This is a genomic window from Polynucleobacter bastaniensis, assembly GCF_018882205.1.
Taxonomy (GTDB): Bacteria; Pseudomonadota; Gammaproteobacteria; order Burkholderiales; family Burkholderiaceae; genus Polynucleobacter; species Polynucleobacter bastaniensis.
In genome coordinates, this window is sequence record NZ_JACVOU010000006.1 from 45419 (window position 1) to 70740 (window position 25322).

Here is a 25322-nt window from a genome sequence, read left to right on the forward strand (position 1 = left end):
ATGGGAAATCGACTTTCAAAAATAGCCACCAGAACTGGTGATGCGGGCATGACCGGGCTTGGCGATGGTAGCCGGGTAGAAAAGGATCATTTGCGCATTTGCGCTATGGGCGATGTGGATGAATTGAACTCCGAAATCGGGGTTTTAATGACTGAATCGATCCCCGAGAGCCTTGCAGAGGAGCTCAAAAACCTATTTTTGCAAGTACAGCATGATTTATTTGACCTGGGTGGGGAGCTTTGTATTCCTAACTACACCCTACTTAAACCAGAGCAGGTAGCCCAGTTGGATATTTGGCTGGAAAAATTCAATGCGACTTTGCCCCCTCTGACTGAATTTATTCTTCCGGGCGGCACTAGGGCAGCTTCTCAGGCCCATGTCTGCCGCACTGTCTGTAGACGGGCGGAGAGATCGATTGTGCGTTTGGGATGGGAGGAGCCTTTATACGACGCTCCGCGTCAATACGTTAATCGCTTATCAGACCTATTGTTTGTATTAGCGCGGGTTCTCAATCGTGCTGCAGGTGGTCAAGACGTTTTATGGAAGCATGAAAAAAAAGAGACTAAATAATTTAGTCTCTTTTAGATTAATAAAGCAGTTTCACTTTATCTTCTTACCTCATTATTTCTTTGCTTTTCTGCGGCTCTTTACAGCTAAAGCCAAACGTTGTAATACATTGGCTGAGTCTTCCCAATTAATGCAAGCATCGGTAATGCTCTTGCCGTATTCCAATTTGTTTGGATCATCTTTTCCGGGCGAGAATTTTTGCGCACCATCATTGAGGTGACTTTCAATCATCACACCAAAAATATGATGTGAGCCAGATTCAATTTGCTCAGCAATATTTTCTGCCACCACAATTTGACGCTCATGTTTTTTGCTGGAGTTTGCGTGCGATAAGTCAACCATCAAACTGGCTGGAAGCTTTGCTGCCTGTAGTTCAGAGCAGGCTGCTTGAACATATTGCGCTTCATAGTTAGGCTCTTTACCGCCACGCAAAATAACGTGACAGTCTTTATTGCCCTTAGTTTCCACAATAGATACTTGACCGTTCTTATGCACTGATAAGAAGTGGTGTGGGCGGCTGGCTGCCTGAATAGCATCAGTAGCAATCTTGATGTTGCCATCAGTACCATTCTTAAATCCGATTGGCGCTGAGAGGCCAGAAGCAAGTTCGCGATGCACTTGACTCTCGGTTGTGCGTGCGCCAATAGCGCCCCAAGAAATCAGATCCGCAATGTATTGCGGAGAAATCACATCCAAAAATTCGCTACCTGCAGGCATGCCTAGGCGATTGATTTCCATCAATACTTGGCGAGCCATTCGCAGACCTTCTTCAATGCGATAGCTCTCATCTAAGTACGGGTCATTAATTAAACCCTTCCAGCCAACAGTGGTGCGTGGCTTTTCAAAATAGACACGCATCACGATTTCGAGTTCACCTGCAAAACGATCACGCTCTATAAGTAGTCTTTGGCAGTACTCTAGTGCTGCACGAGGATCATGAATCGAGCAAGGCCCGATGATCACGAGCAGGCGATCATCTTTTCCGTGAATGATGTCGCGAATCTTTTTACGTGTCTTGCTGATGAGTGCTTCTGTAGGTGTTCCTGCGATCGGAAAGAAGCGAATTAAATGCTCTGGTGGTGGCAGAACAGTAATATTGTGAATGCGTTGATCGTCCGTGTCTGACGTTTTATCAACGGCAGCGTACCAGTTTGCGGGATTCGTATTTTGTTGGCTCATCTGGCTATTTTAAGCCGTTCCTCCGACAGTCAGGCTGTCGATGCGTAAAGTTGGTTGCCCAACGCCCACAGGGACGCTCTGGCCTTCCTTGCCGCAAACCCCGATGCCGCCGTCTAATTTCAGGTCATTTCCGATCATAGAGATCTGTTTTAAGGACTCCGGACCGCTACCAATGATGGTGGCGCCCTTAACTGGATATTGAATTTTGCCGTTTTCTACCCAATAGGCCTCTGAGGCTGAAAATACGAATTTACCGCTAGTAATATCGACTTGACCGCCCCCAAAGTTGACCGCATAAAGGCCGCGTTTAATGCTGGCTACGATTTCTTGGGGATCATCCTTACCGGCCAGCATGTAGGTATTGGTCATGCGGGGCATCGGTAGGGAGGCAAAACTCTCGCGCCGTCCATTGCCCGTCAGGGGCATATTCATGAGTCTGGCATTCAGGCTGTCCTGAATATACCCTTTCAAAATGCCGTCTTCAATCAGGGTGGTGCACTGGGTAGGCGTACCTTCGTCATCAATATTGAGTGAACCGCGACGACCGGAAAGTGTTCCGTCATCCACTACAGTGACACCTTTAGCGGCAACGCGTTGTCCAATGCAGCCAGCAAAAGCAGATGAGCCCTTGCGATTAAAGTCGCCCTCAAGGCCATGACCTACTGCTTCGTGCAATAACACGCCAGGCCATCCTGGCCCCATCACTACTGTCATTGGACCGGCTGGGGCAGGGCGAGAATCCAAATTGATCAGTGCGCCATCAACTGCCTCATCAACATATTGATTAATCAGTTCTGTATTGAAGTAGTGGTAATCATGACGAGCACCACCTCCTGAAGACCCAGATTCGCGACGACCATTTTGTTCGGCAATCACATGCACTGATACTCTTACTAGTGGACGTACATCAGCTGCCAATAGGCCATCCGCTCGAACAACGAGCACGACATCGAACTCACCAGCTAAGCTAGCCATCACCTGAATGATGCGTGGGTCACGTGCTTTTGCGCGACGCTCAATGCCTTCAAGTAAAGCGATCTTTTCTTGGGGTGCTAGTGAATCTAAAGGGTTTAAGTCTGAGTAGAGTCCATTGGAAACAGGCGTAAAGATTTTGCTCGCAACAGCGCGTGTACCACCTTGGGGTCCAATCACGCGAGTAGATTTGGCTGCTTTATTTAGGACCTCTAAATTAATTTCATCAGAGTAAGCAAAGGCAGTCTTATCTCCATAAATCGCGCGCACTCCAACACCTTGATCAATGCTAAAGCTACCGGATTTCACGATACCCTCTTCAAGGCTCCAGCTCTCGCTACGAGTATGTTGGAAATAAAGGTCAGCATCGTCGAGCTGATGCGTAAACATATTGCCAAAGGTGTGATGCAAATCTTGCTCAGAGAGCCCGCTTGGCTCAAGCAAAATAGATTTAGCCAGCTTGAGAAGGTCGGCCTGTTTTTTGGGCTTAGTCCAATCACTTGGAAATAATGCTTCTGGTGCTCTCATCTTGATTTTGCTGAACTTTCTATATTAAAGCTTGCGGTGTTTTAATGCGGGTAACTTAGAGCGTACCTCTTTTAATTTATCTTTGCTGAGCGTGCCCTGAATAAAACCTTCACCTTTAGGAAGATTGCTCAATATCTCTCCCCATGGGTCAATTAGCATGCTCTCACCCCAGGTACGCCGTTGGTTTAAGTGAAGGCCGCCCTGGGCTGAAGCTAAGACATAGCATTGGTTTTCAATTGCGCGAGCGCGCAAAAGAATTTCCCAATGATCTTTACCTGTGGTGTAGGTAAATGCAGCTGGAATAATGTGACAATCCACTTGGCCAAGGGCGCGGTATAGCTCTGGAAAACGTAGGTCATAACAAATACTCAATCCAAAGCGCCATTCCACTGCATCAACTTCGATTGAGAATTGGCCTGGTAGGCTACCCGCTGAAATAGTTTCAGACTCTTCGTAACGCTCCGTTGGAGTTTGAAAACCAAACAAATGAATCTTATCGTAACGAGCGATTTGTGTGCCTTGAGGATCAAATACTAGTGAGGTATTCAGAACCTTATTAGATTCTTTGGCCTCCAAAGGAATGGTTCCAGCAACTAGATAAATATTATTTTCTTGTACGATTGAGGCAAGTCGCTCTTGAATCGGACCAGACCCAGCCACCTCCCGTGCATTGACCTTATCGGTATCTTTCAAACCCATTAAGCAAAAATATTCCGGCAACACGGCAATCTGCGCCCCGGAATCTGTAGCGGCTTTAATTAAGCGAGCTGCAGTCTCGAGATTTTCATTGAGACTGGGAGTCGATACCATTTGTATCGATGCCATGTTGAGTTCAGAAGAATTTCTTGGTACGTTCATTTATTTAACCTGGCATTTGGGTGGCGTTGTTTTGGTTTGTAGGTGGATTTGCGGGAGCAGAATTAGGGGAGCCTGGTTTTGTTTGTTCTTTCAAAAGATTCTTAGTGCGAATCGTCTCTAAAGTTTTAGCATCGAGTGGCTGACCCTTTTGATCAAGAGGAACTACTTCAGGATTTTCCCAGGAGCCCTGAACCAAATAATCTGTCTGCATGGTGCGGTTAATTTGATTGGTGATGAGATACTGACCTAGTACCGCACCTAAACCAATAATGGGATTAATTGCAAATGCCGCAAGTGAGCCTGCAGTGGCGTCGATCGTAGGAAAGATAGTGATTCGGAGATCCTGGGTTTCTTTGGCGATATTAATTTGCCCTGTCATAGCAACCCGAGCTTGATCCAGAATCATATTGAATTGTTTGGTTTGCGCAATGCCTTGTGTAATCTCAAAGTTACTCGCAATAGAATTAAAGGGTGTGCCTTTGATTGCTAAGTTTCCTAGACTACCTTTGAGATCAAAGGTTGCAAATCTAAAGAGACTTTGCAGACTGAGAACATCCAGCAGCTTAGCTCCATCAGTGTTGACTTCTAATAAGCGTCCTTTGGCGAGGTCTAGGCTCACGTTGCCAGCAAGAGAATCATATGCTGGAGAAAAGGGCGAACCAGACCATGAGAGCGAGGCATTGAGCTTTCCTTCACCACCCTCTACCGACTTAGAGTTACTCCAATGGGCAATAATCTGCCCCGCATCTTTGATATTGACATCCGCAGTGAATGAGCTTAGTTCAGGATTGTTTGGGGTGCGAGCCTGCCACTGACCTTTGATAGTGGAGTTGCCTTGAGGATTATTAATTTGCATTGACTCAAGCTTCACGAGATCGCGACTAGTTTTGGATTTGATCTTTACAGCGCCTAGTTGCGCCTTGGTCCAACTCAAATCATCGATCGTTAAATCTAAGCTGGGGATAGCATTTGGATCGACCGGGGTCTTGAGGGGGATAGCTTTTTGTGGGGGACTTTCCTTGGATACTAATTCTGGAGATATACGTTGATCTGGAACTTTTAGGCGTGTAAGTCTTCCAGAGACAAATCCACTGGGGTGATCACTACTACCGGGTTGCCATTGCACCTGACCAGCGATCTGGGATGAATTTAAACGCATTTGCCAAGCGATATTTTTTTTCTGAGACTGCAAGCTGACATCAATCCACTCGCGATCTAGGGCAATTAATTTCTTCACTTGAGCGGAGACTTGCACATCCTCTTCGGGAGGATTTGACGGGTTGATTTCATTTGTTCGCCCCTTTGATTTTCCTGCCCCTAAAAACTCCACCCACTGATCAAGATCGAGTTCATTGCTTGCTAAGTAGAGAGAGGTGCCTTGCTGCGGCAATGGTGCCGGCGACCCAACTCCTACTGCATTTTTTACTTCATTGGCCGAATTGAGATTTCCCTGAAGGAAATATTGACCTCCTAATTTTCCAGACCAATCTGCGCGTACTAAATTCCTTTTGCTGGCTGGGTAAATTTTTAGATTGAGTTCTCCCAACATAGGAGTTCCTGCTAATTTCTTGGCAGGTGAGGGGGCGGAGCTTGCCCAGTTGCGTAAATCAAAATTGAGTTTAGTTTGGCTGCCTGCTTTATTAAAGTTGATCAGACCTTCATATTTTGCCGATCCACTCATCGCACTCAGGAGTGCTGGGTGGGCCCGAGATCTTAAATTTCCTGAGATGTAATCTTTGATGAAGCTAGCATTAATGTTGCCTCCAATGCTAAAGCTAGTATTGCCTGCCGAAGAGGGTGCGCTAGCAATTTTGAAGGCGCCGCCTAAAAAATTTGCGGTGACATTATCAAACTCAGGATTAGCTTCAGTAATGCGTACCTTGCCCCTCAGATTTTCAAGTGGAGGAACCTGCCCCCATTGCACTTGATTTCCGGGAAGGTTAATTTTTGCATCGAAGCTAACATCGTCACTTCCAGCTAGCGGAATTTTTAAGTCAAGGCCGACATTTACAGAGCCCTTGAGGGAGAGATTCTTGGCTAAGTTCGCTTGTGAAATGCCTACGGGTGATGTAAATAGGTATTCGAGGATTTCAGGGCCATCACCCTCAATGGAGCTATTAATGAGTAAGGCCAGATTTTTAGCGCTTAGATCCGGAATTTGTGCTTTGACCTTGGTGATAGCCACCCTTTGATAGTTTGCTTTATCGACATCAATATTTAAAGCTGCTTGTTTCATATTGATACTGCCGCTGACATTGCTCAGTACTGACCAAACCCCTTGGCTTTTTGGAAGCAGAGGTACTGGCTTGAAGCTTGCCTTGGAAAAAGGTAGGTTTAAGCTGAGCTCCCCCACTGTGCCTGCTGGGTAAGGCGCTTGATTGGGGTCGCCTTTAATGTGCAAAGAGCCATTTTGAATCTCTCCAGACTCAAAGGCTTTACTTAGGTATAGGCGACTATCCTTATCCATTCCAACTGGTAAATAGCGATATGCTGTTGCTAACTTAGCCTTAACAAACTCCATATCGAGTGTTATTTGATCGGGTTGTTTCGGGGCGCCGATCAGATAGCTGAGATCAAAATTGGTAGTGATTTCAGGGTTACTGAGCTGCATTTTCTTGGCATTGATTAGCCAGCCCCCTTTTTGTTTAGACCAACTAATCTCACCTTTTGCGCGGTCTAATTGAATTTCAGAAGCGGATAAAAAGTCACCCATCTCTAATTCAAGATTGCTCGAATCTAGTGTGAAGTTACCTTGCTTCTGATTGCCAACTAAGTTGCCAGACAAATTTGCAGCTGAGGGCATTGATTTATTCACCCCAGTGAAACTAATGTCATTGAGCTTTGCGCTGATAGTGAAGTCGAGTTTGTTAAAGGAAAACCAATTTCCCGGAATGGGTAAGGCCGATAGAGCAGATTGGCTTTCGGACCAATTCATATTTACATTCTGTAGCTCACCATCTGCTTCAGAAATCTTGATCCATTGATGAATCTTTTTTGGCAGAGGAAGATTGAGTGCAAAGAGAGCAATATCTTCTAATTGTATTTTTGGTGATGAGAAGCCGAACTCTTTTATCTCGCCACCATCTTTTGGCGGACGCCAACGGAAAGTAATGGGGCTTAATTTTTCAAGGGGCGCTGTTTGCGGGCTATCGATATTGCGCCATGCCAAGGTTTTTGTTGTGATGGAATTTAAGCCGCCATCGGTATCTTGGATGAGATCTGTTTCCAGCCTACCAAACTCAAGGGGATCCTCATCCTTGTTTAATTGCAATATAACTTGATCGGCTATTAAAGACATTTTACCGCCATTAGCCTTGCCACCATCAAGCTTCAAGCTACCCTTAGAGTTGATTCTGCCGCCCAAGTCATATACCGGAAGACTGAGGTCTTTAGAAATTTGCCCGAGCTTGAGTTCTGCAAAATCCCACGAAACAGTTCCGACCCAGTCGCGCCAATTACCCGCCTGGCCACCAAGGTGATGGACAAAGTCAGCCTGAAGTTTAATTGGATTTAGACTCCAAGGGGTTTGAGCGACGAGCTGACCTTCATGACTGCGAATGCCGTTTACTAATTGGAAGCTATGAATATCAATGGTAGTTTTTAGTTTTCGACTTTGTTGGTCTTCCCAATAAATTTTGGCATTGTTAATTTGGATATCGTTTTGAGCGAGCAACCAGTTGCCAGTTGAAAAATTATCGGCATCACCTTGAACCGGAATGCCGGCAATGGAAACAATGCCTTTTGCATCGCGCTGTGCGTATAGCTGCGCCCGATCAATAGTGATCTCGTGAAAATAGGGTGCTAAATAATAGAAAGAAAGCCAACTGAGTTGCCCGCTGATATTTTCAATGAGCAAGGGCGGTGTGGAAATATTTGCGATATTGAATCGTAATCCTTGAATCGCAAAGCTTGGTCGAATTCCAGTCCAAGATACTTGGACATCATCCATCGTGACATTGGTGCCCAAGCGAGCACTCATTAAGCGCTCTATGGTGGGCTTTGATTTCTCAATCTGTGGCCATAAAACAAAACGCACCCCAAGATGGCCTAATACAAAAAAAGCCACAGTAACACCTGCAAGAATGAGGGTGCGCTGACGCCAGCGACCACCAGAACCTGAAGGACGTTTTTGAAGCACGCTCTGCAGGCGAGTCCGGATGATATTTACAAGCATGGTCTCTATTATCCGTCAGCTATTAGGTGATCGCCAAGCTTCTGTAAGTTTGAGTCGAGAGTCGGATTAAGATGGAGAAATGACTGATTTTGCCGCCCAAATTGAATTTCTAAAGCAGCACTCCAGCTACGCACAACGTTGGCTCAATTCTCGTCCTGAGTGGGTTGATTGGCTTCGTTCTCAGGGTACCCAAAAAGTGGATTTGATTGGAATCCGGGATCTATTGAGTCCTTGCCAAGATGCTTTAGCTGCCCCTGAGCAAGATGAGGCTCAGTTTATGGCGGATCTGAGGCTGGCAAGGCAACACCTCATGCTCTGGATTGCCTTTCGAGACCTCAATGGCCTGGCCGATCTTGGTGAGGTAACTCAGGCATTGAGTCATTTTGCTGAGGAGGCAATAGCTCTTACGATTGCCTATATTCGAGAAGATCAGCAGCGTCGTTTTGGCCTGCCTTGGAGCCGGGTCACGGATTCAGAGATGCCTTTAATGGTCGTGGGTATGGGCAAGCTGGGAGGGTTGGAGCTCAACCTTTCTTCTGATATCGACCTGATCTTTTTATATGAACACGAAGGTGATACTCAGGGTGGACCTAAGAGCCTGTCATATCACGAGTGGTTTGTGCGCATGGGCAAGCGTCTGATTAAATTATTGGCTGAGCATGACGCCAATGGTTTTGTATTTCGGGTGGATATGCGCCTGAGACCCAATGGAGATTCTGGACCCCTAGTCTGTAGTCTCGATATGCTTGAAGAATATCTATTGGTACAAGGAAGGGAGTGGGAGCGCTATGCCTGGATTAAGGGCAGGTTAATCTCACCTTTACCTGATTCATCCTCCTTTGCTCATTGCGAGCGTGAGCTCGATCAACTGATTCGTCCTTTTGTTTATCGCCGCCATTTAGATTACGGTGTGATTGCTTCCATCCGTGAATTGCACCGGCAGATACAGCATGAAGCCGAGAAGCGCTCGTCCAATCATCATGGTCGATCTAGGGATATTAAGTTGGGCCGCGGCGGCATCCGTGAAATTGAATTCTTGGCGCAAATGTTTCAATTGATGCGTGGCGGTACGGATCCGCGCTTTCGCATTCGGCCTACTCTAGAGGTATTGGAGTTAGTAAAGCAGAAAGACATTTTGCCCGCTAAAGAGGTTGATGATTTAAAGGCAGCTTACGTTTACTTGCGTCGCTTAGAGCATCGGATCCAGGTTTGGGAGGATCAGCAGACACACTATTTGCCTGAGGATGAGGGTCCTCGTGCTCGTTTGGCAGCGAGTATGGTCGGCCCTGATCAGATTCAAGATCAAGCGCGTTTTTTATCTGAGCTCGACCAACACCAAACGGCAGTAGCTCAGTATTTTGAAAAAGCTTTTGTACTCGATGATGCTGCGCGCTTAGATAATGCCTCCTTGCCAGCAGGCTGGGAGCCTGACTCCACCCTGTTCCCAGAGTCTACGGCCCGTTGGTTGGCTTGGGCTGATAGCTCTAAGCAAAGACAGTTACCAGAAAAAAGCAGGATCATTTTCAACAACCTGATTCGCAAGGCTGCAGAGAACTTGCAAGTGGATCAGCCTGTTGTGATTAGCGCAGATCAAACCTTGCTACGTTTTTTTGATTTGTTAGAGGCAGTTGCGAGGCGTAGCGCCTATCTATCCATCTTGTCTGAATATCCTCAAGCACTATTGAATGTATTGGCTTTACTTAAGACCTCTCAATGGGGCGCGCAATATTTAACTCGGCACCCCCATCTCTTAGATTACTTACTTAACTCTCGTACTGAGAAGGCGCTGATTGAAAATCCAGAGCAGTATTGGCAGGAAGTAAAAGCTACCTTAGATATGCGTCTTGATGATGTGATGGCAGATGGTGATGGCTCAGAGCAGGCGATGGATATTTTGCGCATCACCCATCACACTGAAACCTTTATCACCTTGCTCGCAGATTTAGGAATTGGCATGGATCACGAGCTTTCGGTAGAAAAGGTGAGTGATCATCTATCTGCTTTAGCAGACCTGATATTACAGACCACTTTTGAGCGGGTATGGCCTGGCGTTGCCCAGAAGTTTGCATTGCCGCTAGATACGACTGCGCCATTCGCAGTGATTTCTTATGGCAAGTTGGGTGGTAAAGAGTTGGGCTATGCCTCTGACTTAGACTTGGTTTTCTTATATCAGGCCGAAGCAACTGATCTAACTGCCCAAGAAATTTATGCGCTACTCGCTAAGCGGATGATTAACTGGTTAACCGCCTATACATCAGCTGGCAGCTTATTTGAAATCGACACACGTCTTCGTCCAAATGGTTCTGCCGGATTCTTAGTGACCAATGCCGATGCATTTAAGAAATATCAGATGCGTGAGGGTGACAACGCTGCATGGGTTTGGGAGCATCAAGCTCTGACGCGAGCTAGATTCTCGGCAGGATCAAGAGTAGTTGAAGAATTCTTTGATAGCGTGCGATTTGATGTTTTAAGTCAGAAGCGTGATGTTGGACAACTGCGCCATGAGATTTTGGAAATGCGTCGCAAAGTTCATGCTGGACATCCAAACCCTAGCGCTGACTTTGATTTGAAGCATGATGCCGGTGGTATGGTGGATATTGAATTTATCGTGCAGTTTTTAGTTCTGGCATTCTCAAGCACCCATCCACAGCTGATTGGTAATTTGGGAAACATCGCTTTACTTCGGATTGCTGGAGAGGCAGGATTAATTCAAGCTGCAATAGCACAAGAGGTAGGAGATGCCTATCGCTTACTTCGGGCGCGTCAGCATCGCTTGCGTTTAGATGGTGCAGAAAAGACGCGGGTAGATTTGGGGCTTGAGCCACAATTGGTTCAAGCAAGAGATATGGTTCTGACTTTATGGCAAGAAATATTTTTGGCCCCTTCGGACACAAAATCAGCTTAGTTTTGCTCTAGTAGCTCCCGAGCGTGTCGACGTGTCGTGTCGGTAATCGTTGCTCCACCCAGCATGCGCGCAACTTCCTCTACTCGCTCAGGCCTTCCAAGCGGCATGACCTGAGAGAGAGTTTTATCGCCGGCCTGAGATTTACTGACTTTGAGGTGGTGATTGCCTTGCGCAGCCACTTGTGGCAAGTGGGTCACACACAGAATTTGATGAGACTGGCCAAGCTGACGCAATAGCTTCCCAACGGTCTCTGCGACAGCGCCGCCAATGCCGGCATCGACTTCATCAAATATCAGAGTGGGTGTAAATGAGGCCTTGCTAGTGATAACGCTAATAGCTAAGCTAATACGAGCTAATTCACCACCGGATGCTACTTTTGCCAATGAACGTGGAGTGCTTCCAGCATGGCCTGCAACTAGAAACTCAATTTGCTCAAGACCATGAGCGCCACCTTCGGCCAAAGGTAGCAAAGCAATTTCTAATTGTCCGCCTGCCATCGATAGGTCTTGCATTGCAGTGGTAACTTGCTTGCCTAAATCTAGCGCAGCCTTGCTACGTTTTTGTGAGAGTTGCTTTGCTTGCTTGAGGTAGGCAAGCTCTTCTTGTTTCACCCTCTCACGTAAAGCTTCTATATTTTGAGAGGCGGTTAATGCCTCTAAGCGTTCGGTAGTGTCTAAAAGAAGCTTTGGCAAGTCATCCGCTTCGGTGCGGTATTTTCTGGCTGCACCATGAAGCGCTTGCATGCGCTCCTCCACCTCGCTGAGACGTGCAGGATCTAAGTCGAGTTTTTGCAAATAACGGTTAAGGCCATGGACCGCCTCATCAATCTGAATTTGGGCTGACTCTAAGGCTTGGCTGATATCACTGAGTGCGGAGTCATGCTCTGCTAGGGTGCTGATATTGGCGCTAGCTTTAGAGAGGGTGGACTCTACAGAATTGTCTGCGTCGCTCAGAGCATCAATTGCTTCTTGACAGCCACTTATAATTTTTGCGCCATTAGCTAAGCGTGCTTGCTCACCTTGAATGGTGGCCCATTCACCTTCTTGCGGGGAGAGCTCAGTGAGTTCCTCTAATTGCCACTCCAAATGCTCACGCTCGCGTTCAATATCTTGCCCAGCATTTTCAGCTTGCTCGAGTTTGCGACGCGACTCATTCAGGGTTTTGAATAATTGGGAGACCTCAGTAACCAGATCTAGGTGATTGGCATGGCGATCCAGTAGTTCGCGTTGCGCGCCACCTTTAAGCAATAGTTGATGTGCATGTTGACCATGAATATCCACTAACTGATCACCTGCTTCTCGCAGTTGCGCCAAGGTTGCTACGCTACCATTAATGAAAGCGCGGCTTCTGCCATTGGCCTCGACAGTTCTTTTCAGTAAAAGACTTTGTCCACCATCTTCCAGTGGAAAGCTTTGCTCATCTAGCCATTGATTAAAATGTTCAATTTGCTGTGGATCAATTCGAAAGAGGGCGCTAATTTCTGCGCGGCTGCAGCCTTCACGAATTTGGCTACTATCTGCTCGTTCGCCCAATACCAAGCTGAGAGCATCTAAGAGGATGGACTTACCAGCACCTGTTTCACCGGTCAAGACTGTAAAGCCGGAGGAAAAGTCTAGCTCTAGCTGGTCAACAATGACAAAGTCGCGAAGCGATAGTGTTTGAAGCATGCTTTAGCGTACCAAAAAATTCGACATCAGAATGTCGATGGATACTCATTCCAATGTAACTTCTCGCGCAAGGTTTTGTAGTCACTGTGGCTGCGAGGGTGAAGTAGGGTGATGGTTTTTTCGGATTGACTGACTTCAATGATGTCACCGGATTGCAAATGCGTTTGTGATTGCATGTCAAAGTTCACAATGACTTCTCTGCCATCAACTACCTCAATGCTCACCAGAATATCTTGCGGTAAGACAATGGGACGATTAGATAAAGAGTGTGGCGCAATCGGCGCCAATAGAATTCCGGCGACCCGCGGATGCAGAATCGGTCCGCCAGCGGAAAGGGCATAAGCTGTTGAGCCGGTAGGGGTGGACACAATTAAGCCATCTGATCGCTGGTTATACATAAATGAACCATTGACGCGCACTGCAAGCTCTACCATCCCTGATATTCCAGAGCGATTAACTACAACATCATTGAGTGCGAGGGCTTGATTAATTTTTTTGCCATCACGTATCACCACGGCATCTAGTAGCGTTCTGGAATCGGCTTCGTAGTCACCAGCGATAATTTGCGGCAAAACTGTATCAACATGCTGAATGGGGATGTCGGTCATATAGCCCAAGCGGCCCATATTGATGCCAACGAGGGGAACATTACTGCCGGCTAGTTGACGCCCAATTCCCAGCATTGTCCCGTCACCACCTAAAACTACTGCTAAATCGATGGCTCCCGCAAATTCCTCTACTTTTTTGATCGGATAAGCGCTCAGGCTTAAGTGGCTTGCGGTGGCGCTTTCAACGAAGACCTCACAGCCTTGCTGGCCAAGTAACGTTGCCAGGTCCTTAAGGCGCTCTTGCATGCCGTCAGCCTGATATTTGCCGACAAGCGCAACCCGGCTAAAAGCCTTTTTGCTGGAATTTGGGGATGGGCTTAACATATAACGATTAAACCATACGCATAAAATCCCTTCCACCATGGACGATCGTTCCCGCGCCTTACTGAAAACCCTCATCGAGCGCTATATCGAAGAGGGGCAGCCTATTGGCTCACGCACCCTATCTCGATTCTCCGGATTGGACCTTTCTGCGGCCACAATTCGCAATGTCATGGCTGATTTAGAGGAAATGGGCTTGGTTACCAGCCCCCATACCTCAGCTGGTCGTATCCCAACCCCAAGAGGCTATCGCATCTTCGTGGATACGATGGTGACTGTTCGTCCCCTAGAGGAAATGGCTGCCCGTGAGATGGAAAAGGGGCTATTGCCAGACTCACCCCAAAGGGTGTTGAACTCCGCTGCGCAAATTCTCTCTAATTTGACCCATTTTGCCGGGGTGGTGATGACGCCTAAGCGGGCCCAGGTCTTTAAGCATATTGAATTCTTAAGGCTTGGCGAGGGCAAAATCCTGCTCATCATGGTGACCCCTGAGGGCGATGTTCAAAACCGCATTCTCCCCACCTCCCAGGACTACAGCCCAAGTCAGCTAGTTGAAGCCGGAAATTACATTAATGCTCAGTTTGCTGGCAAGAGTTTTGCAGAGGTACGTGCACACCTTGCCTCGGATTTAGATAACTTGCGAAGCGATATCTCGGGGCTGATGGCTCTGGCATTGCACAGTGGTGTCAGTGATTACGGTATGGGTCAAGGAGATATGCTGCTATCCGGTGAGCGGCGCTTGCTCAATGTTGGCGATCTCAGTACGAATTTGGATAAGCTGCGCAAGATGTTCGACATGCTGGAGCAAAAGTCGGTCCTCATGCAGTTGTTGGACGTCTCTAGTCATGCCGATGGCATTCAGATTTTTATTGGCGGCGAAAGTGATTTATTGCCTTATGAAGATTTGGCGGTCATCAGCGCACCTTACAGCGTAGATGGTCAGATCGTTGGAACTCTTGGCGTCATTGGCCCCACTCGCATGGCATACGATCGAGTGATTCCGATTGTTGACATTACCTCTAAGTTGTTATCAGGCGCATTGAGTGCGCCAATCAGTTCTTAGTAAAATTTATACCTTTTGGCTCTCTTTAACAAAGACGGATCTTCCTTGAATCAAAATCCCCACTTACGCCCCTCTAAGACAGCAGTGTTATTGCTCAACTTGGGTACTCCTTCTGCTCCAACAGCTAAGGCAGTCAGAGCCTATCTCAAAGAATTTCTATCTGATCCACGCGTTGTAGAAATCCCCCGCATTATTTGGTGGTGTATTTTGAACGGTATTATTTTGCCGATTCGGAGTGGTGCTTCCGCAAAGAAGTACGCCTCTATTTGGTTGCCAAAACTAGGCTCACCTCTGATGCATTACTCCCGCCTACAAGCAAAAGAGTTGGGTGAGAAATTCGCAGATCACGGTCAAGTCGTATTGGTAGATTTAGCCATGCGTTATGGCGAGCCTTCAACGCAACAAGCCTTGGAGGCTTTGCAGGCACAGGGTATGGAGCGACTATTGCTACTGCCGCTGTATCCACAATATTCGGCAACTACTACTGCGTCGAGTTTTGATGAAGTGTTTCGCGTACTGGGTACTTGGCGCAATCAACCCGAGTTACGTTTGGTTAAGTATTACCACGATAACCCTGCCTATATTTCAGCATTACATGATCAAGTACTTGGCGCATGGGATAAAGATGGCCGCCCAGATTTTGCTGCAGGTGATCGCTTTGTAATGTCTTTCCACGGCCTACCCAAGCGCAATTTAATGAAGGGCGACCCCTACCATTGTGAGTGCTTGAAAACCGGCCGCCTGCTTGGCGAGTCATTAGGTTTAGTGCCTGGACAATACTTGGTTACTTTTCAATCCCGCTTTGGTAAGGCAGAGTGGCTCAAGCCTTACACGGCTCCGATGATTGAAGAGTTGGGTAAGGCAGGTTGCAAACGAGTCGATATTTTTTGCCCAGGATTTCCGGCGGATTGCTTAGAAACTTTAGAAGAGATTGCGATGGAAGCACGTGAGATCTTTTTGGAACATGGCGGTAAAGACTACCGCTACATCCCTTGCTTAAATAGTAATCCAAAGTGGATCGATGCCATGTACGACATTGCTCAGCAGCATCTATCTAGTTGGAGTTTAGGTGTTGAGTCCAATGCGGTGTTGCAGGAGCGCGACCGCTTGGCTGAGTTAGCTAAAGCGAAGATTGCTTAAAGTTAGGCGCACTTGAAATTGCCTGAATTGGCCCCATATTGTTGAGAAGTAGCCATCCTGATAGAAAAGTGAATTTGCACCTATGACCCAAGAAAATCAAAATCCATCTCCTGAGCAAGAAAATACTGCTGCCGATCCTCAGGCTGGAACTGGTCCTGAAGCCGCTTCTGCCGAGGCTGAAGTAAAAACTCCAGAGCAAGAAATTGCGGAGTTAAATCAAAGGCTCACCGAGATGCAGGATAACTACCTCCGCGCAAAGGCCGAAGGTGAAAATATTCGCCGCCGTGCCGTCGAAGATATCTCAAAGGCGCATAAGTTTGCGATTGAAAGTTTTGCTGAGCACCTCGTGCCGGTGACAGACAGTCTGTATGCAGCTCTAAATGCAGAGACCGTAGATGCCAAAGCCTTTAAAGAAGGTTTAGAGATCACCCTAAAACAGCTACTATCCGCCTTTGAAAAAGGTCGTTTGACTGAGCTTAATCCTGCTGTAGGTGACAAGTTCGATCCTCACCACCATCAGGCTATTGCTTCAGTCCCTTCGGACCAAGAGGCTAATACCGTGGTTTCCGTCTTACAAAGGGGTTATTCCATTGCGGATCGCATTTTGCGCCCAGCCTTGGTAACTGTGAGCGCGCCTAAATAAGGTATTAAAAGTCCCTAAAAAACCCCTAAATGGAGTTTTTGGGGTCAAAAAAGATAAAAAAGGCAGAAATCTGCCTTTTTTGCTTTTGAACCCTTGAATTTCTCTTCTTCGACCCCATTTATTCCTTATTGAATTATTCGCAGTTTGACGAAATTACATGTAACTTAATTTTTTGGAGCCATTATGGGAAAGATTATCGGAATTGACTTAGGAACCACAAACTCGTGCGTTTCGGTTGTTGAAAACAATGCACCTAAAGTTGTCGAGAACGCAGAAGGCGGCCGCACAACTCCATCCATCATCGCTTATGTTGAAGACGGCGAAGTATTGGTTGGTGCACCTGCAAAACGCCAATCAGTCACTAATCCTAAAAACACTATCTACGCAGTAAAGCGTTTGATGGGTCGTAAATTTACTGATGCGGAAGTGCAAAAAGATATTAGCCTAATGCCTTACAAAATTGTTCAAGCGGACAACGGTGATGCTTGGGTTGAAGCGCGCGACAAAAAAATGGCACCACAACAAGTGTCAGCAGAAATTCTGCGCAAAATGAAAAAGACTGCCGAAGATTACCTCGGTGAAGAAGTGACTGAGGCAGTGATTACTGTTCCTGCTTACTTCAACGATAGCCAGCGTCAAGCTACTAAAGATGCAGGTCGTATCGCTGGTTTAGATGTCAAGCGCATCATCAATGAGCCAACTGCTGCTGCATTGGCATTCGGTTTGGACAAGCAAGACAAAGTGGATCGTAAGATCGCTGTGTATGACTTGGGTGGCGGTACATTCGACGTATCCATTATTGAGATTGCTAACGTGGATGGTGAGAAGCAGTTCGAAGTGCTCTCTACTAACGGCGATACCTTCTTAGGCGGTGAAGATTTTGACCAACGCATCATTGACTGGATCATTGCTGAGTTCAAGAAAGAGCAAGGCGTAGATTTGAGTAAGGACGTATTGGCATTACAGCGTTTGAAAGATGCTGCTGAGAAAGCCAAGATCGAATTGTCATCTGCGCAACAGACTGAAATCAATTTGCCATATGTGACTGCTGATGCAGGCGGTCCTAAGCACTTGAACTTGAAGTTGACCCGCGCTAAGTTGGAATCTTTGGTAGAAGAGTTGATCAACCGTACAGCTGGTCCTTGCTTGACTGCAATTAAAGACGCTGGCGTAAATCCCGTTGATATCGATGATGTGATTTTGGTCGGTGGTCAAACTCGCATGCCTGCTGTTCAGGACAAGGTAAAAGAAATTTTCGGCAAAGAGCCACGCAAAGATGTGAACCCAGATGAGGCAGTTGCAGTTGGTGCAGCGATTCAGGGATCAGTATTGTCTGGTGATCGTAAAGACGTATTACTTTTGGATGTAACTCCACTGTCTTTAGGTATCGAAACCTTGGGCGGCGTCATGACCAAGATGATTCCGAAGAATACGACTATTCCGACGAAGCATGCACAGGTTTACTCCACAGCGGAAGACAACCAGCCTGCCGTAACCATTAAGTGCTTCCAAGGTGAGCGTGAGATGGCTGCTGCCAACAAATTGCTTGGTGAGTTTAATTTGGAAGGCATTGCTCCGGCACAACGCGGTATGCCACAAATTGAAGTGACTTTTGATATTGATGCCAACGGTATTTTGCATGTCACTGCAAAAGACAAAACAACTGGCAAAGAGAATAAGATCACCATCAAGGCAAACTCCGGCTTGACTGAAGAAGAAATTTTACGCATGGTGAAAGATGCTGAAGCGAATGCCGATGAAGATAAAAAAGCATTGGAATTAGTAACGGCGCGCAACACTGCGGATGCTTTGGCTCACTCAACTAAGAAGGCCCTGGAAGAGCACGGTTCTGCTTTAGAGGCTTCTGAGAAAGAAGGAATCGAAGCTGCCTTGAAAGAATTGGACGAAGCCATCAAGGGTAGCGATAAAGCTGCTATTGAGGCCAAGACTGAGGCTTTGGGTAAAGCAAGCCAGAAGCTGGGTGAAAAAGCCATGGCTGCAGAACAAGCTAAGGCTGGCGGCGCTCCTGGCGCAGCGCCTGGTAGCGCACAAGGTGCTGCTCCCGATGCTGACGTGGTGGATGCGGATTTTAAAGAAGTGAATGACAAGAAATAAACCCTTAATTGAGAGTCATTGAACGTAGTTTAGAGGTACTTAAATAACAAGTCGGCCACGTGCCGACTTGTGTCATTCAGGTTGTTGAGAGGAATTTTGTGTCTACAAGTAAACGCGATTATTACGAGATCCTTGGAGTTGCCAAAGGCGCTAGCGATGAGGAGCTAAAAAAAGCTTATCGAAAAATGGCGATGAAGTATCACCCTGATCGCAATCCCGATAGCAAAACAGCGGAAGCGCAATTTAAAGAAGTTAAAGAGGCTTACGAAACTTTAACGGACCCCAATAAGCGTGCAACATATGATCAGTATGGTCACGCTGGTCTTGATCAATCAGGTGGCTTTGGTGGTGGTGGCTTTGGCGGCGGCGGTTTTGCTGACGCTTTCGGTGACATCTTTGGCGATATCTTTGGTCAAAGTGGCGGACGTCAGTCAGGGCCGCAGGTCTATAAAGGTGCCGATTTACGTTACAACATGGAGATCACTCTTGAGCAAGCTGCCGAGGGTTACACGACTCAAATTCGGGTGCCAAGCTGGAGCAATTGCAAGCCGTGTCATGGCACTGGCGCTGAACCTGGTAGTAAGGCCGAGAGATGCACTACTTGCGGCGGTCATGGCCAAGTCCGCGTCCAGCAAGGCTTCTTTTCCATGCAACAAACTTGCCCTAAGTGTCGCGGCACTGGTGAGTACATTCCGAAGCCATGCAAGACTTGCCATGGCAGCGGTAAACATAAAGAACAAAAAACACTAGAAATCAAAATTCCTGCGGGTATTGATGATGGTATGCGCGTGCGCTCCGTTGGAAATGGCGAGCCCGGCGTCAATGGTGGGCCATCCGGCGATCTTTATGTAGAGGTGAGAGTTAAGCCCCATAAGGTATTTGAGCGTGATGGCAGTGATTTACATGTCCAAATGCCGATCTCCTTCGCAACTGCAACGATTGGTGGGGATATTGAAGTTCCAACACTTTCAGGGCGGGTTGAGTTTCCGATTCCTGAGGGTACGCAAACTGGTAAAACATTCCGCTTGCGCAATAAGGGCATTAAAGGTTTACGCTCGACCATTGTGGGTGATCTCTTCGTTCACGTTGCGATCGAGACTCCAGTGAAGTTAACTGATGAACAGAGAAAATTACTACAGAGCTTTGACGATAGCCTGAAATCGGGTGGCGATAAACATAACCCCCATCAAAAGGGTTGGTTCGACGGCGTAAAGAGCTTTTTTAGTTAACTAGTAGCGTGAACTTATCCAGCAAAGCCGTGTTCTGATCCGGGGAACTTTCCGGATTTCACTTCTCGAACATAGGCTTTGACTGCCGCCTCAATTGAGGCGTGGCCATCCATAAAGTTTTTAACAAACTTGGGTGGCTTTCCAGGACTGATGCCCAGCATATCTTGTAGTACCAATACTTGACCTGAGCAATTCGCGCCTGCACCAATTCCAATGGTGGGGATAGAAAGTGACTCAGTAATGAGCTTACCTAATGAAGATGGAATGGCTTCGAGCACAATCATTTGCGCACCAGCTTGTTCGCAAGCAATAGCTTGTTCAAGCATGAGGCTTGCAGCATCTTTCGATTTGCCTTGAACTTTATAACCACCCAAGATATGAACGGACTGGGGTAGAAGTCCTAGGTGGGCACAAACAGGGACACTGCGTTCTACTAAATACTGAATAATGTCGACTTGCCAATCACCACCTTCAAGTTTGACCATGTCGGCACCAGCGCGCATGAGTTCTGCTGCTGAATCTAAGGCTTGAACAGGGTCGCCATAGCTGGCAAAAGGCAGGTCAGCAATGATGAATGCATGGGTGTTAGCTCGAGCAACACACTCGGTGTGATACGCCACTTGCTCAACAGTTACAGGCGTCGTGCTGGAGTGACCTTGAATCACATTGCCTAAGGAGTCCCCAATCAGGATAGTTTCTACTCCGCTACGATTTAACAAGGCTGACATGGTTGAATCGTATGCTGTCAGCATCGTAATTTTTTCACCCTCAGTACGCATGGCGAGGAGTTTAGAAATCGTTATTGGCTTTTCGCCTTGTAAGTAACCCATGGCGTGAGTTTAATGAATTAATACGCTGATTGGCTATAAACCTGTTTTTCACCGCAATTACAGTTGCGACAAGAGAGTTTTTCAATGCGCTGATCGGCTACCTTAGGTAAATACGCCTTGAGTTCGCCCCAGTTAGGCAAAAAGAAATCTGGAGCAATTTCTAGCAAGGGAAGCAGAACAAATGAGCGCTCGATAATTCTGGGGTGGGGGATAGTCAGTTCTGTATCTGTTTGAGATACACCCTCAAAGGACAGGATATCCAGATCAATTGTGCGGGGTGCATTAGCGTAAGGACGTTCACGTCCAAATTCTTGTTCGACTGCTTGGCAGACATGCAAAAGGCCATACGGACTTAATTGCGTTTCAATTTCGATCACGGAGTTGATATAGTCTCCGCCGGCAGCTTCGAAGGGCGCGCTTTGGTAAAAGCAGCTTTTAGCCAGTATTTGGAGCTCGCAACGCTGGGCGAGGCACACAATCGCATCAGTAATGAGCTGACGCGTGTCACCGACATTTCCACCAAATCCAATAAAAGCTCGAGCCATGCTCATTCCAAACGAGAGTAGGGTACAGAAAGACTACTAAAACTACTTTACTGAATTTTTCCCAAGTCTGCTTAGTCCGCTGCGCTTTCAGTAGGTTCAGCCACTTTGACTTTTCTACGGCGACGTCGTTTTGTTGGGGAGGCGCTATTGCCAGTCTCATTTTTAACGCTCGCCATCAGTGCTTCTTGCCCAGTTGGGTCAGTTTCAATAAAGCTGGTCCACCATTCGCCTAAGGTTGTATTCTTTTCTCCTGTGGCACAGCGCAGGAGCATAAAGTCATAACCCGCTCTAAAACGTGGAGATTCGATGAGGCGATAGGGATAGCGTCCAACACGCTTTTCAAAGCGGGGTTGCATTGACCAGATTTCCCTCATATCACTCTCAAAGCGACGCTGAATCACCATGCCGCTACTTTGACTAGCAATCGTCTCATCCATCGCATCATGCAGTGCGGGAATATTAGAAATCCCTTTGGCAATATTCTTTTTCCAATTGCCCAGTAGATCCGGCCAGAGCAAAGTCGCAAACAAGAATCCAGCTGAAACACTTTTGCCAGATTGAATACGTTGGTCAGTATTGGCAAGGGCAATACGAACAAAATCATTTGCTTCCTTAGAGTCTGCGCTCTGATCTAAGATGTGATCAAGTAAAGGCAAGAGACCGTGGTGTAAGCCTGCATCCTTCAAGCCTTGAATCGCAGCCCATGAATAACCAGACATGAGTAGCTTGAGAATTTCATCAAAGAGACGGGCGGATGGAACATCATGAATGAGCTTACCTAATTTAGCGATGGGCGCGCGTGTCGCTACGTCTAAAGTAAAACCTGTTTTGGCTGCAAAACGAATGGCGCGTAGCATACGAATGGGGTCTTCACGATAGCGCTTGGCCGGGTCACCAATCATGCGCAGAGTTTTCTTCTGCATGTCAGCCATACCGCCGTGATAGTCTAGTACGGTTTCAGTAGCAGGGTCGTAGTACATCGCATTGATACTGAAATCTCTGCGCGCAGCATCTTCATGCTGGCTGCCCCAGACGTTATCGCGTAAGATGCGGCCATTTTCTGCTACATGCTCGCCAGCGTTCTCCAGCAAAGCTCTAAAGGTAGATACCTCAATAATTTCTGGTTGGCCCTTGCCGAAGTAAGTCACGTGCACAATTTGAAAGCGGCGACCAATGAGGCGTGCTTTACGAAATAGTCTTTGTACTTGCTCTGGGGTGGCATTGGTTGCCACATCGAAGTCCTTAGGGCTAATACCTAAGGCTAAATCTCGTACGGCGCCACCCACAATGAAAGCATCATAACCGGCTTGCTGCAATGTCTGCGTTACCTTCACAGCATTTTTAGAAAGTAAATCTGGGTCGATGCGGTGAGTTTTTTTAGGAACTCGTTTTGGCGCACCAGAGGTATGGGCTGCAGTATGTCGGATCATGGGATCGCGACGCAAAATACGTTTAATAAATTTGGTAATCATGCAAACAGTTCAAGTATGGGCCAGTGACGTTTTAAGGCTTCATCACGTAGGCGAGCATCTGGATTAGTAGCAACAGGATTGCTCACTTTCTCCAGGAGAGGTAAATCGTTCATCGAATCTGAATAAAAATAACTTTGTGGCAATTCATCGAATGCGAGCTTTTGAGTAGCAAGCCAATCATGGACTCGTTGAATTTTGCCTTCCCGAAAACTCGGGATCCCCTTCACTTCACCCGTGAAATCAGCGAAAGGCTGATCTCCCACAGTGGCAGGTTCAGTGGCGACAAGATGTTCGATGCCAAAACTTTCTACGATGGGGCGAGTAACAAAACTATTGGTTGCAGTCACAACGCAGCACAGATCGCCGGCATCTTGGTGGCGCTTCACAAGATCAACTGCCTGTTGACGGAGCTGGCCAGTAATGACCTCTTGCATAAAGGCGTCATGCCATTCTTTGAGCTGTGCGCGGGAATGTTCGGAGAGCGGCTTTAATGCAAAGCGTAGGAACTCTTGAATATTGAGCTTGCCATCCTTGTAATCTTGATAAAAGCGATCATTTTGCTGCGCATAGTATTTACTGTCTACTACACCAATGCGCGCCAAGAACTGACCCCATTCGTAATCGCTATCGCAGGGGAGAAGAGTGTGATCTAAATCGAACAGTGCTAATTGAGTCATGAATATTTATTTAGGCTGCAAGAGCTCTCTAACGAGGGGCAACGTAACAGCGCGTTTTGTTTCTAGTGAGTAAGCATCTAAGGCATCAATCAGAGCCATCAGGCTGGGCATATCGCGATAAAAGCGATTGAGCAACCAAGGCAATACATCTGACGATAAAACCAAGCCGCGTGCTTGTGCTGCTTGTTGTAAGGCTTCTATTTTCTCATCATCGCCTAAAAGATGAGTCTGAAAGATCAAACCCCATCCCAGGCGGGTGCGCAGGTCTTCTCGAAGTCTTAATGCGCCAGGGGCAGCATTACCTGCCATGAAAATATGAATCGCTTTGCTACCCTGAACGGCATTCAGAACCCGAAATAAGGAGGCTACCAGGCGCTCATTCAGTCGATCCACATCATCAACAGTAATTACTGAAGGTGTATCGCTAGAGCATAGGGCAGGCAGGTTCTCCTCGAGACTCACCCAAGAAATAGGTTCATTGGGAGTCAGGGGGAAGCACTTCAAATCTTTTTGCTGAGCAGCATCGCCGATTGCGCCGAGTAAATGGGTGCGACCAGAGCCTTCTGAGCCCCACCAATAGATCCAGCGTTGATTCAGGGGATTCTCACTAGCTGATCTTGGAGCATTTATTTCCCAGGATTTGGTGATAGCCAGTAAGGTAGAGTGCAGCGCTAGATTTTCTCCAGCTAAAAAATTGCTTAAGCTGGGTTTGGGTGTGTGACTGATGTCGAGTGCAAACTGTCTTGGTAGTGAGAGGCTATTCATTGCTGCAATAATTTACTTTCGGTACCACGGACTTTGGGTGTAGCGTGTCCAGCCATATTGCAATAGTACTAAACCAACTGCGCTGATGGGTAATGCGAGTAGGACACCAAAGAAACCAAATAACTTGCCAAATAACAATAAGGCAAAGAGTGCGGCAACAGGGTGCAAGCCAATGCGCTCGCCCACGAGGCGTGGTGTGAGAAAGAATCCCTCAATGAATTGACCTAATCCGTACAGCACGAGGACACCAATAATTGCGCCACCAGGCCCAAACTGCAAAAGGGCTGCAAGGACAGCTAGAGTAAAGCCCAGGGTAATGCCGATATAGGGAATCACAATCATCAGCGCAGTGAAGACGCCTAGAGCCGCTGCGCCCTGCACCCCAATGACACTTAACCCTACACTGTAAAAAACGGACATGATCGAAATCACAATCAGCATGCCTCGGAGGTATTGCGAGAGTAAACCATCGGCATGCATTGCGAGATGGTGAATTGTCTCTTGTGCACGGACCGGAACAATCGTTCTCACAAGTTTGAAGAAATGATTCCAGTCGATTAATAAATAAAACATCACAAACAAAATCAGAACCGCATTAACGAATCCTGCAATAACCGAGCTACCTGACATCAGTACGGTCTCTAAGGTGGAGGACATCAGGGCATCAGAGTTGTCGTTGAGGTGCGTCGTAATTTTTTGAGTCGCACTGGATTTGAGCGTGCCCCAATCCACATCAATATGAAATTCACTCAACTTAGGCTCAAGCCAGGCTTGCGTATTTTGGATCCAAGTCGGAAATTGAGCCTTAATTAGCGGGATTTCGGTTTTCAGGAGGGTAACGAAGAGGGTCAGTATTGAAAATACGACTACTAAACCAATAATCATGGCAATCCCAGCGGCCGCAGCGCGGGGTAGGCGTTGCCTCTCAAGCCACAAGCAAACTGGGCGCAGGGCGTAAGCCAGAATAAATGCAGTCAGAAAAGGGGTAAAAATTTCAGCCATCGTCCTCGAATCCTCTAGAATTCAATGATTCTACCGACCAAGTAGCGTTTCTTACTAATCTT

The 25322-nt window shown here is 47.1% G+C and carries 19 protein-coding genes; 7 read left to right on the forward strand and 12 right to left on the reverse strand.

The annotated features are described in order from the left end of the window. A complete protein-coding gene (locus ICN22_RS10940; RefSeq protein ID WP_215305209.1) occupies positions 1-570 on the forward strand; it encodes a cob(I)yrinic acid a,c-diamide adenosyltransferase in 570 nt (189 codons plus the stop codon). 51 nt (positions 571-621) lie between these two features. On the opposite strand, the gene ICN22_RS10945 is transcribed toward ICN22_RS10940, so the two are convergent. Genes ICN22_RS10945 through ICN22_RS10960 form a run of 4 tightly spaced genes read right to left on the reverse strand, consistent with a single transcriptional unit; the run spans position 622 to position 8278 of the window. After that, entirely contained in the window at positions 622-1746 is a 1125-nt protein-coding gene (locus tag ICN22_RS10945) for a 3-deoxy-7-phosphoheptulonate synthase (RefSeq protein ID WP_216171063.1), read from the reverse strand. Between the two features lie 9 nt (positions 1747-1755). Further along, positions 1756-3246, reverse strand: a complete 1491-nt coding sequence (tldD, locus tag ICN22_RS10950) for a metalloprotease TldD (RefSeq protein WP_255533944.1) — start codon at positions 3244-3246, stop codon at positions 1756-1758. A gap of 24 nt (positions 3247-3270) precedes the next feature. Continuing rightward, positions 3271-4104, reverse strand: a complete 834-nt coding sequence (locus ICN22_RS10955) for a carbon-nitrogen hydrolase family protein (protein ID WP_216171065.1) — start codon at positions 4102-4104, stop codon at positions 3271-3273. 4 nt (positions 4105-4108) lie between these two features. Continuing rightward, on the reverse strand, positions 4109-8278 hold the full coding sequence (locus tag ICN22_RS10960; protein WP_216171067.1) for a YhdP family protein: 4170 nt from the start codon (positions 8276-8278) through the stop codon (positions 4109-4111). Positions 8279-8357: 79 nt separating this feature from the next. Here ICN22_RS10960 and glnE point away from each other — a divergent pair, with 79 nt between their 5' ends. Further along, the gene (gene glnE / locus ICN22_RS10965; RefSeq protein WP_216171069.1) at positions 8358-11183 is read left to right on the forward strand and encodes a bifunctional [glutamate--ammonia ligase]-adenylyl-L-tyrosine phosphorylase/[glutamate--ammonia-ligase] adenylyltransferase; all 2826 of its coding nucleotides are present in this window, start codon (positions 8358-8360) and stop codon (positions 11181-11183) included. On the opposite strand, the gene recN is transcribed toward glnE, so the two are convergent. Together recN and ICN22_RS10975 are read right to left on the reverse strand one after the other, a co-directional pair. Further along, a complete protein-coding gene (gene recN / locus ICN22_RS10970) occupies positions 11180-12850 on the reverse strand; it encodes a DNA repair protein RecN (RefSeq protein WP_216171071.1) in 1671 nt (556 codons plus the stop codon). The genes glnE and recN overlap by 4 nt on opposite strands. Positions 12851-12876: 26 nt before the next feature. Further along, complete coding sequence (locus ICN22_RS10975) at positions 12877-13782, reverse strand: NAD kinase (RefSeq protein WP_216171073.1); 906 nt, start codon at positions 13780-13782, stop codon at positions 12877-12879. A gap of 37 nt (positions 13783-13819) precedes the next feature. Between ICN22_RS10975 and hrcA the strand changes: the two genes are divergently transcribed. The 5 genes from hrcA (at position 13820) to dnaJ (ending at position 19969) form a co-directional block, all read left to right on the forward strand. After that, positions 13820-14842 carry a heat-inducible transcriptional repressor HrcA gene (gene hrcA / locus ICN22_RS10980; RefSeq protein ID WP_216171075.1) on the forward strand — a complete coding sequence of 341 codons (1023 nt, stop codon included), beginning with the start codon at positions 13820-13822 and terminating at the stop codon, positions 14840-14842. A gap of 45 nt (positions 14843-14887) precedes the next feature. Then, a complete protein-coding gene (hemH, locus tag ICN22_RS10985; RefSeq protein WP_216171077.1) occupies positions 14888-15982 on the forward strand; it encodes a ferrochelatase in 1095 nt (364 codons plus the stop codon). An 82-nt stretch (positions 15983-16064) separates the two neighbouring features. After that, a complete protein-coding gene (gene grpE / locus ICN22_RS10990) occupies positions 16065-16625 on the forward strand; it encodes a nucleotide exchange factor GrpE (RefSeq protein WP_216171079.1) in 561 nt (186 codons plus the stop codon). 183 nt (positions 16626-16808) lie between these two features. Next, positions 16809-18740, forward strand: coding sequence for a molecular chaperone DnaK (dnaK, locus tag ICN22_RS10995; RefSeq protein WP_216171081.1), 1932 nt, complete (start codon positions 16809-16811; stop codon positions 18738-18740). Positions 18741-18838: 98 nt separating this feature from the next. Beyond that, positions 18839-19969, forward strand: a complete 1131-nt coding sequence (gene dnaJ, locus ICN22_RS11000) for a molecular chaperone DnaJ (protein ID WP_216171084.1) — start codon at positions 18839-18841, stop codon at positions 19967-19969. Between the two features lie 14 nt (positions 19970-19983). On the opposite strand, the gene panB is transcribed toward dnaJ, so the two are convergent. The 6 genes from panB to ICN22_RS11030 all read right to left on the reverse strand — a co-directional run bounded on the left by panB (position 19984) and on the right by ICN22_RS11030 (position 25260). Beyond that, positions 19984-20799, reverse strand: a complete 816-nt coding sequence (gene panB / locus ICN22_RS11005; RefSeq protein ID WP_216171085.1) for a 3-methyl-2-oxobutanoate hydroxymethyltransferase — start codon at positions 20797-20799, stop codon at positions 19984-19986. Positions 20800-20816: 17 nt separating this feature from the next. Beyond that, on the reverse strand, positions 20817-21344 hold the full coding sequence (gene folK / locus ICN22_RS11010) for a 2-amino-4-hydroxy-6-hydroxymethyldihydropteridine diphosphokinase (protein ID WP_216171087.1): 528 nt from the start codon (positions 21342-21344) through the stop codon (positions 20817-20819). A 71-nt stretch (positions 21345-21415) separates the two neighbouring features. Continuing rightward, positions 21416-22816, reverse strand: coding sequence for a polynucleotide adenylyltransferase PcnB (gene pcnB, locus ICN22_RS11015; RefSeq protein ID WP_216171089.1), 1401 nt, complete (start codon positions 22814-22816; stop codon positions 21416-21418). Next, positions 22813-23493 (reverse strand): histidinol-phosphatase, encoded by a 681-nt coding sequence (locus ICN22_RS11020; protein ID WP_216171090.1) that lies wholly within the window; start codon positions 23491-23493, stop codon positions 22813-22815. The genes pcnB and ICN22_RS11020 overlap by 4 nt, the downstream gene beginning before the upstream one ends. Positions 23494-23499: 6 nt before the next feature. Beyond that, on the reverse strand, positions 23500-24258 hold the full coding sequence (gene hda / locus ICN22_RS11025; RefSeq protein WP_216171091.1) for a DnaA regulatory inactivator Hda: 759 nt from the start codon (positions 24256-24258) through the stop codon (positions 23500-23502). 12 nt (positions 24259-24270) lie between these two features. Further along, on the reverse strand, positions 24271-25260 hold the full coding sequence (locus ICN22_RS11030; protein ID WP_216171093.1) for an AI-2E family transporter: 990 nt from the start codon (positions 25258-25260) through the stop codon (positions 24271-24273). Between the last annotated feature and the right edge of the window lie 62 nt (positions 25261-25322).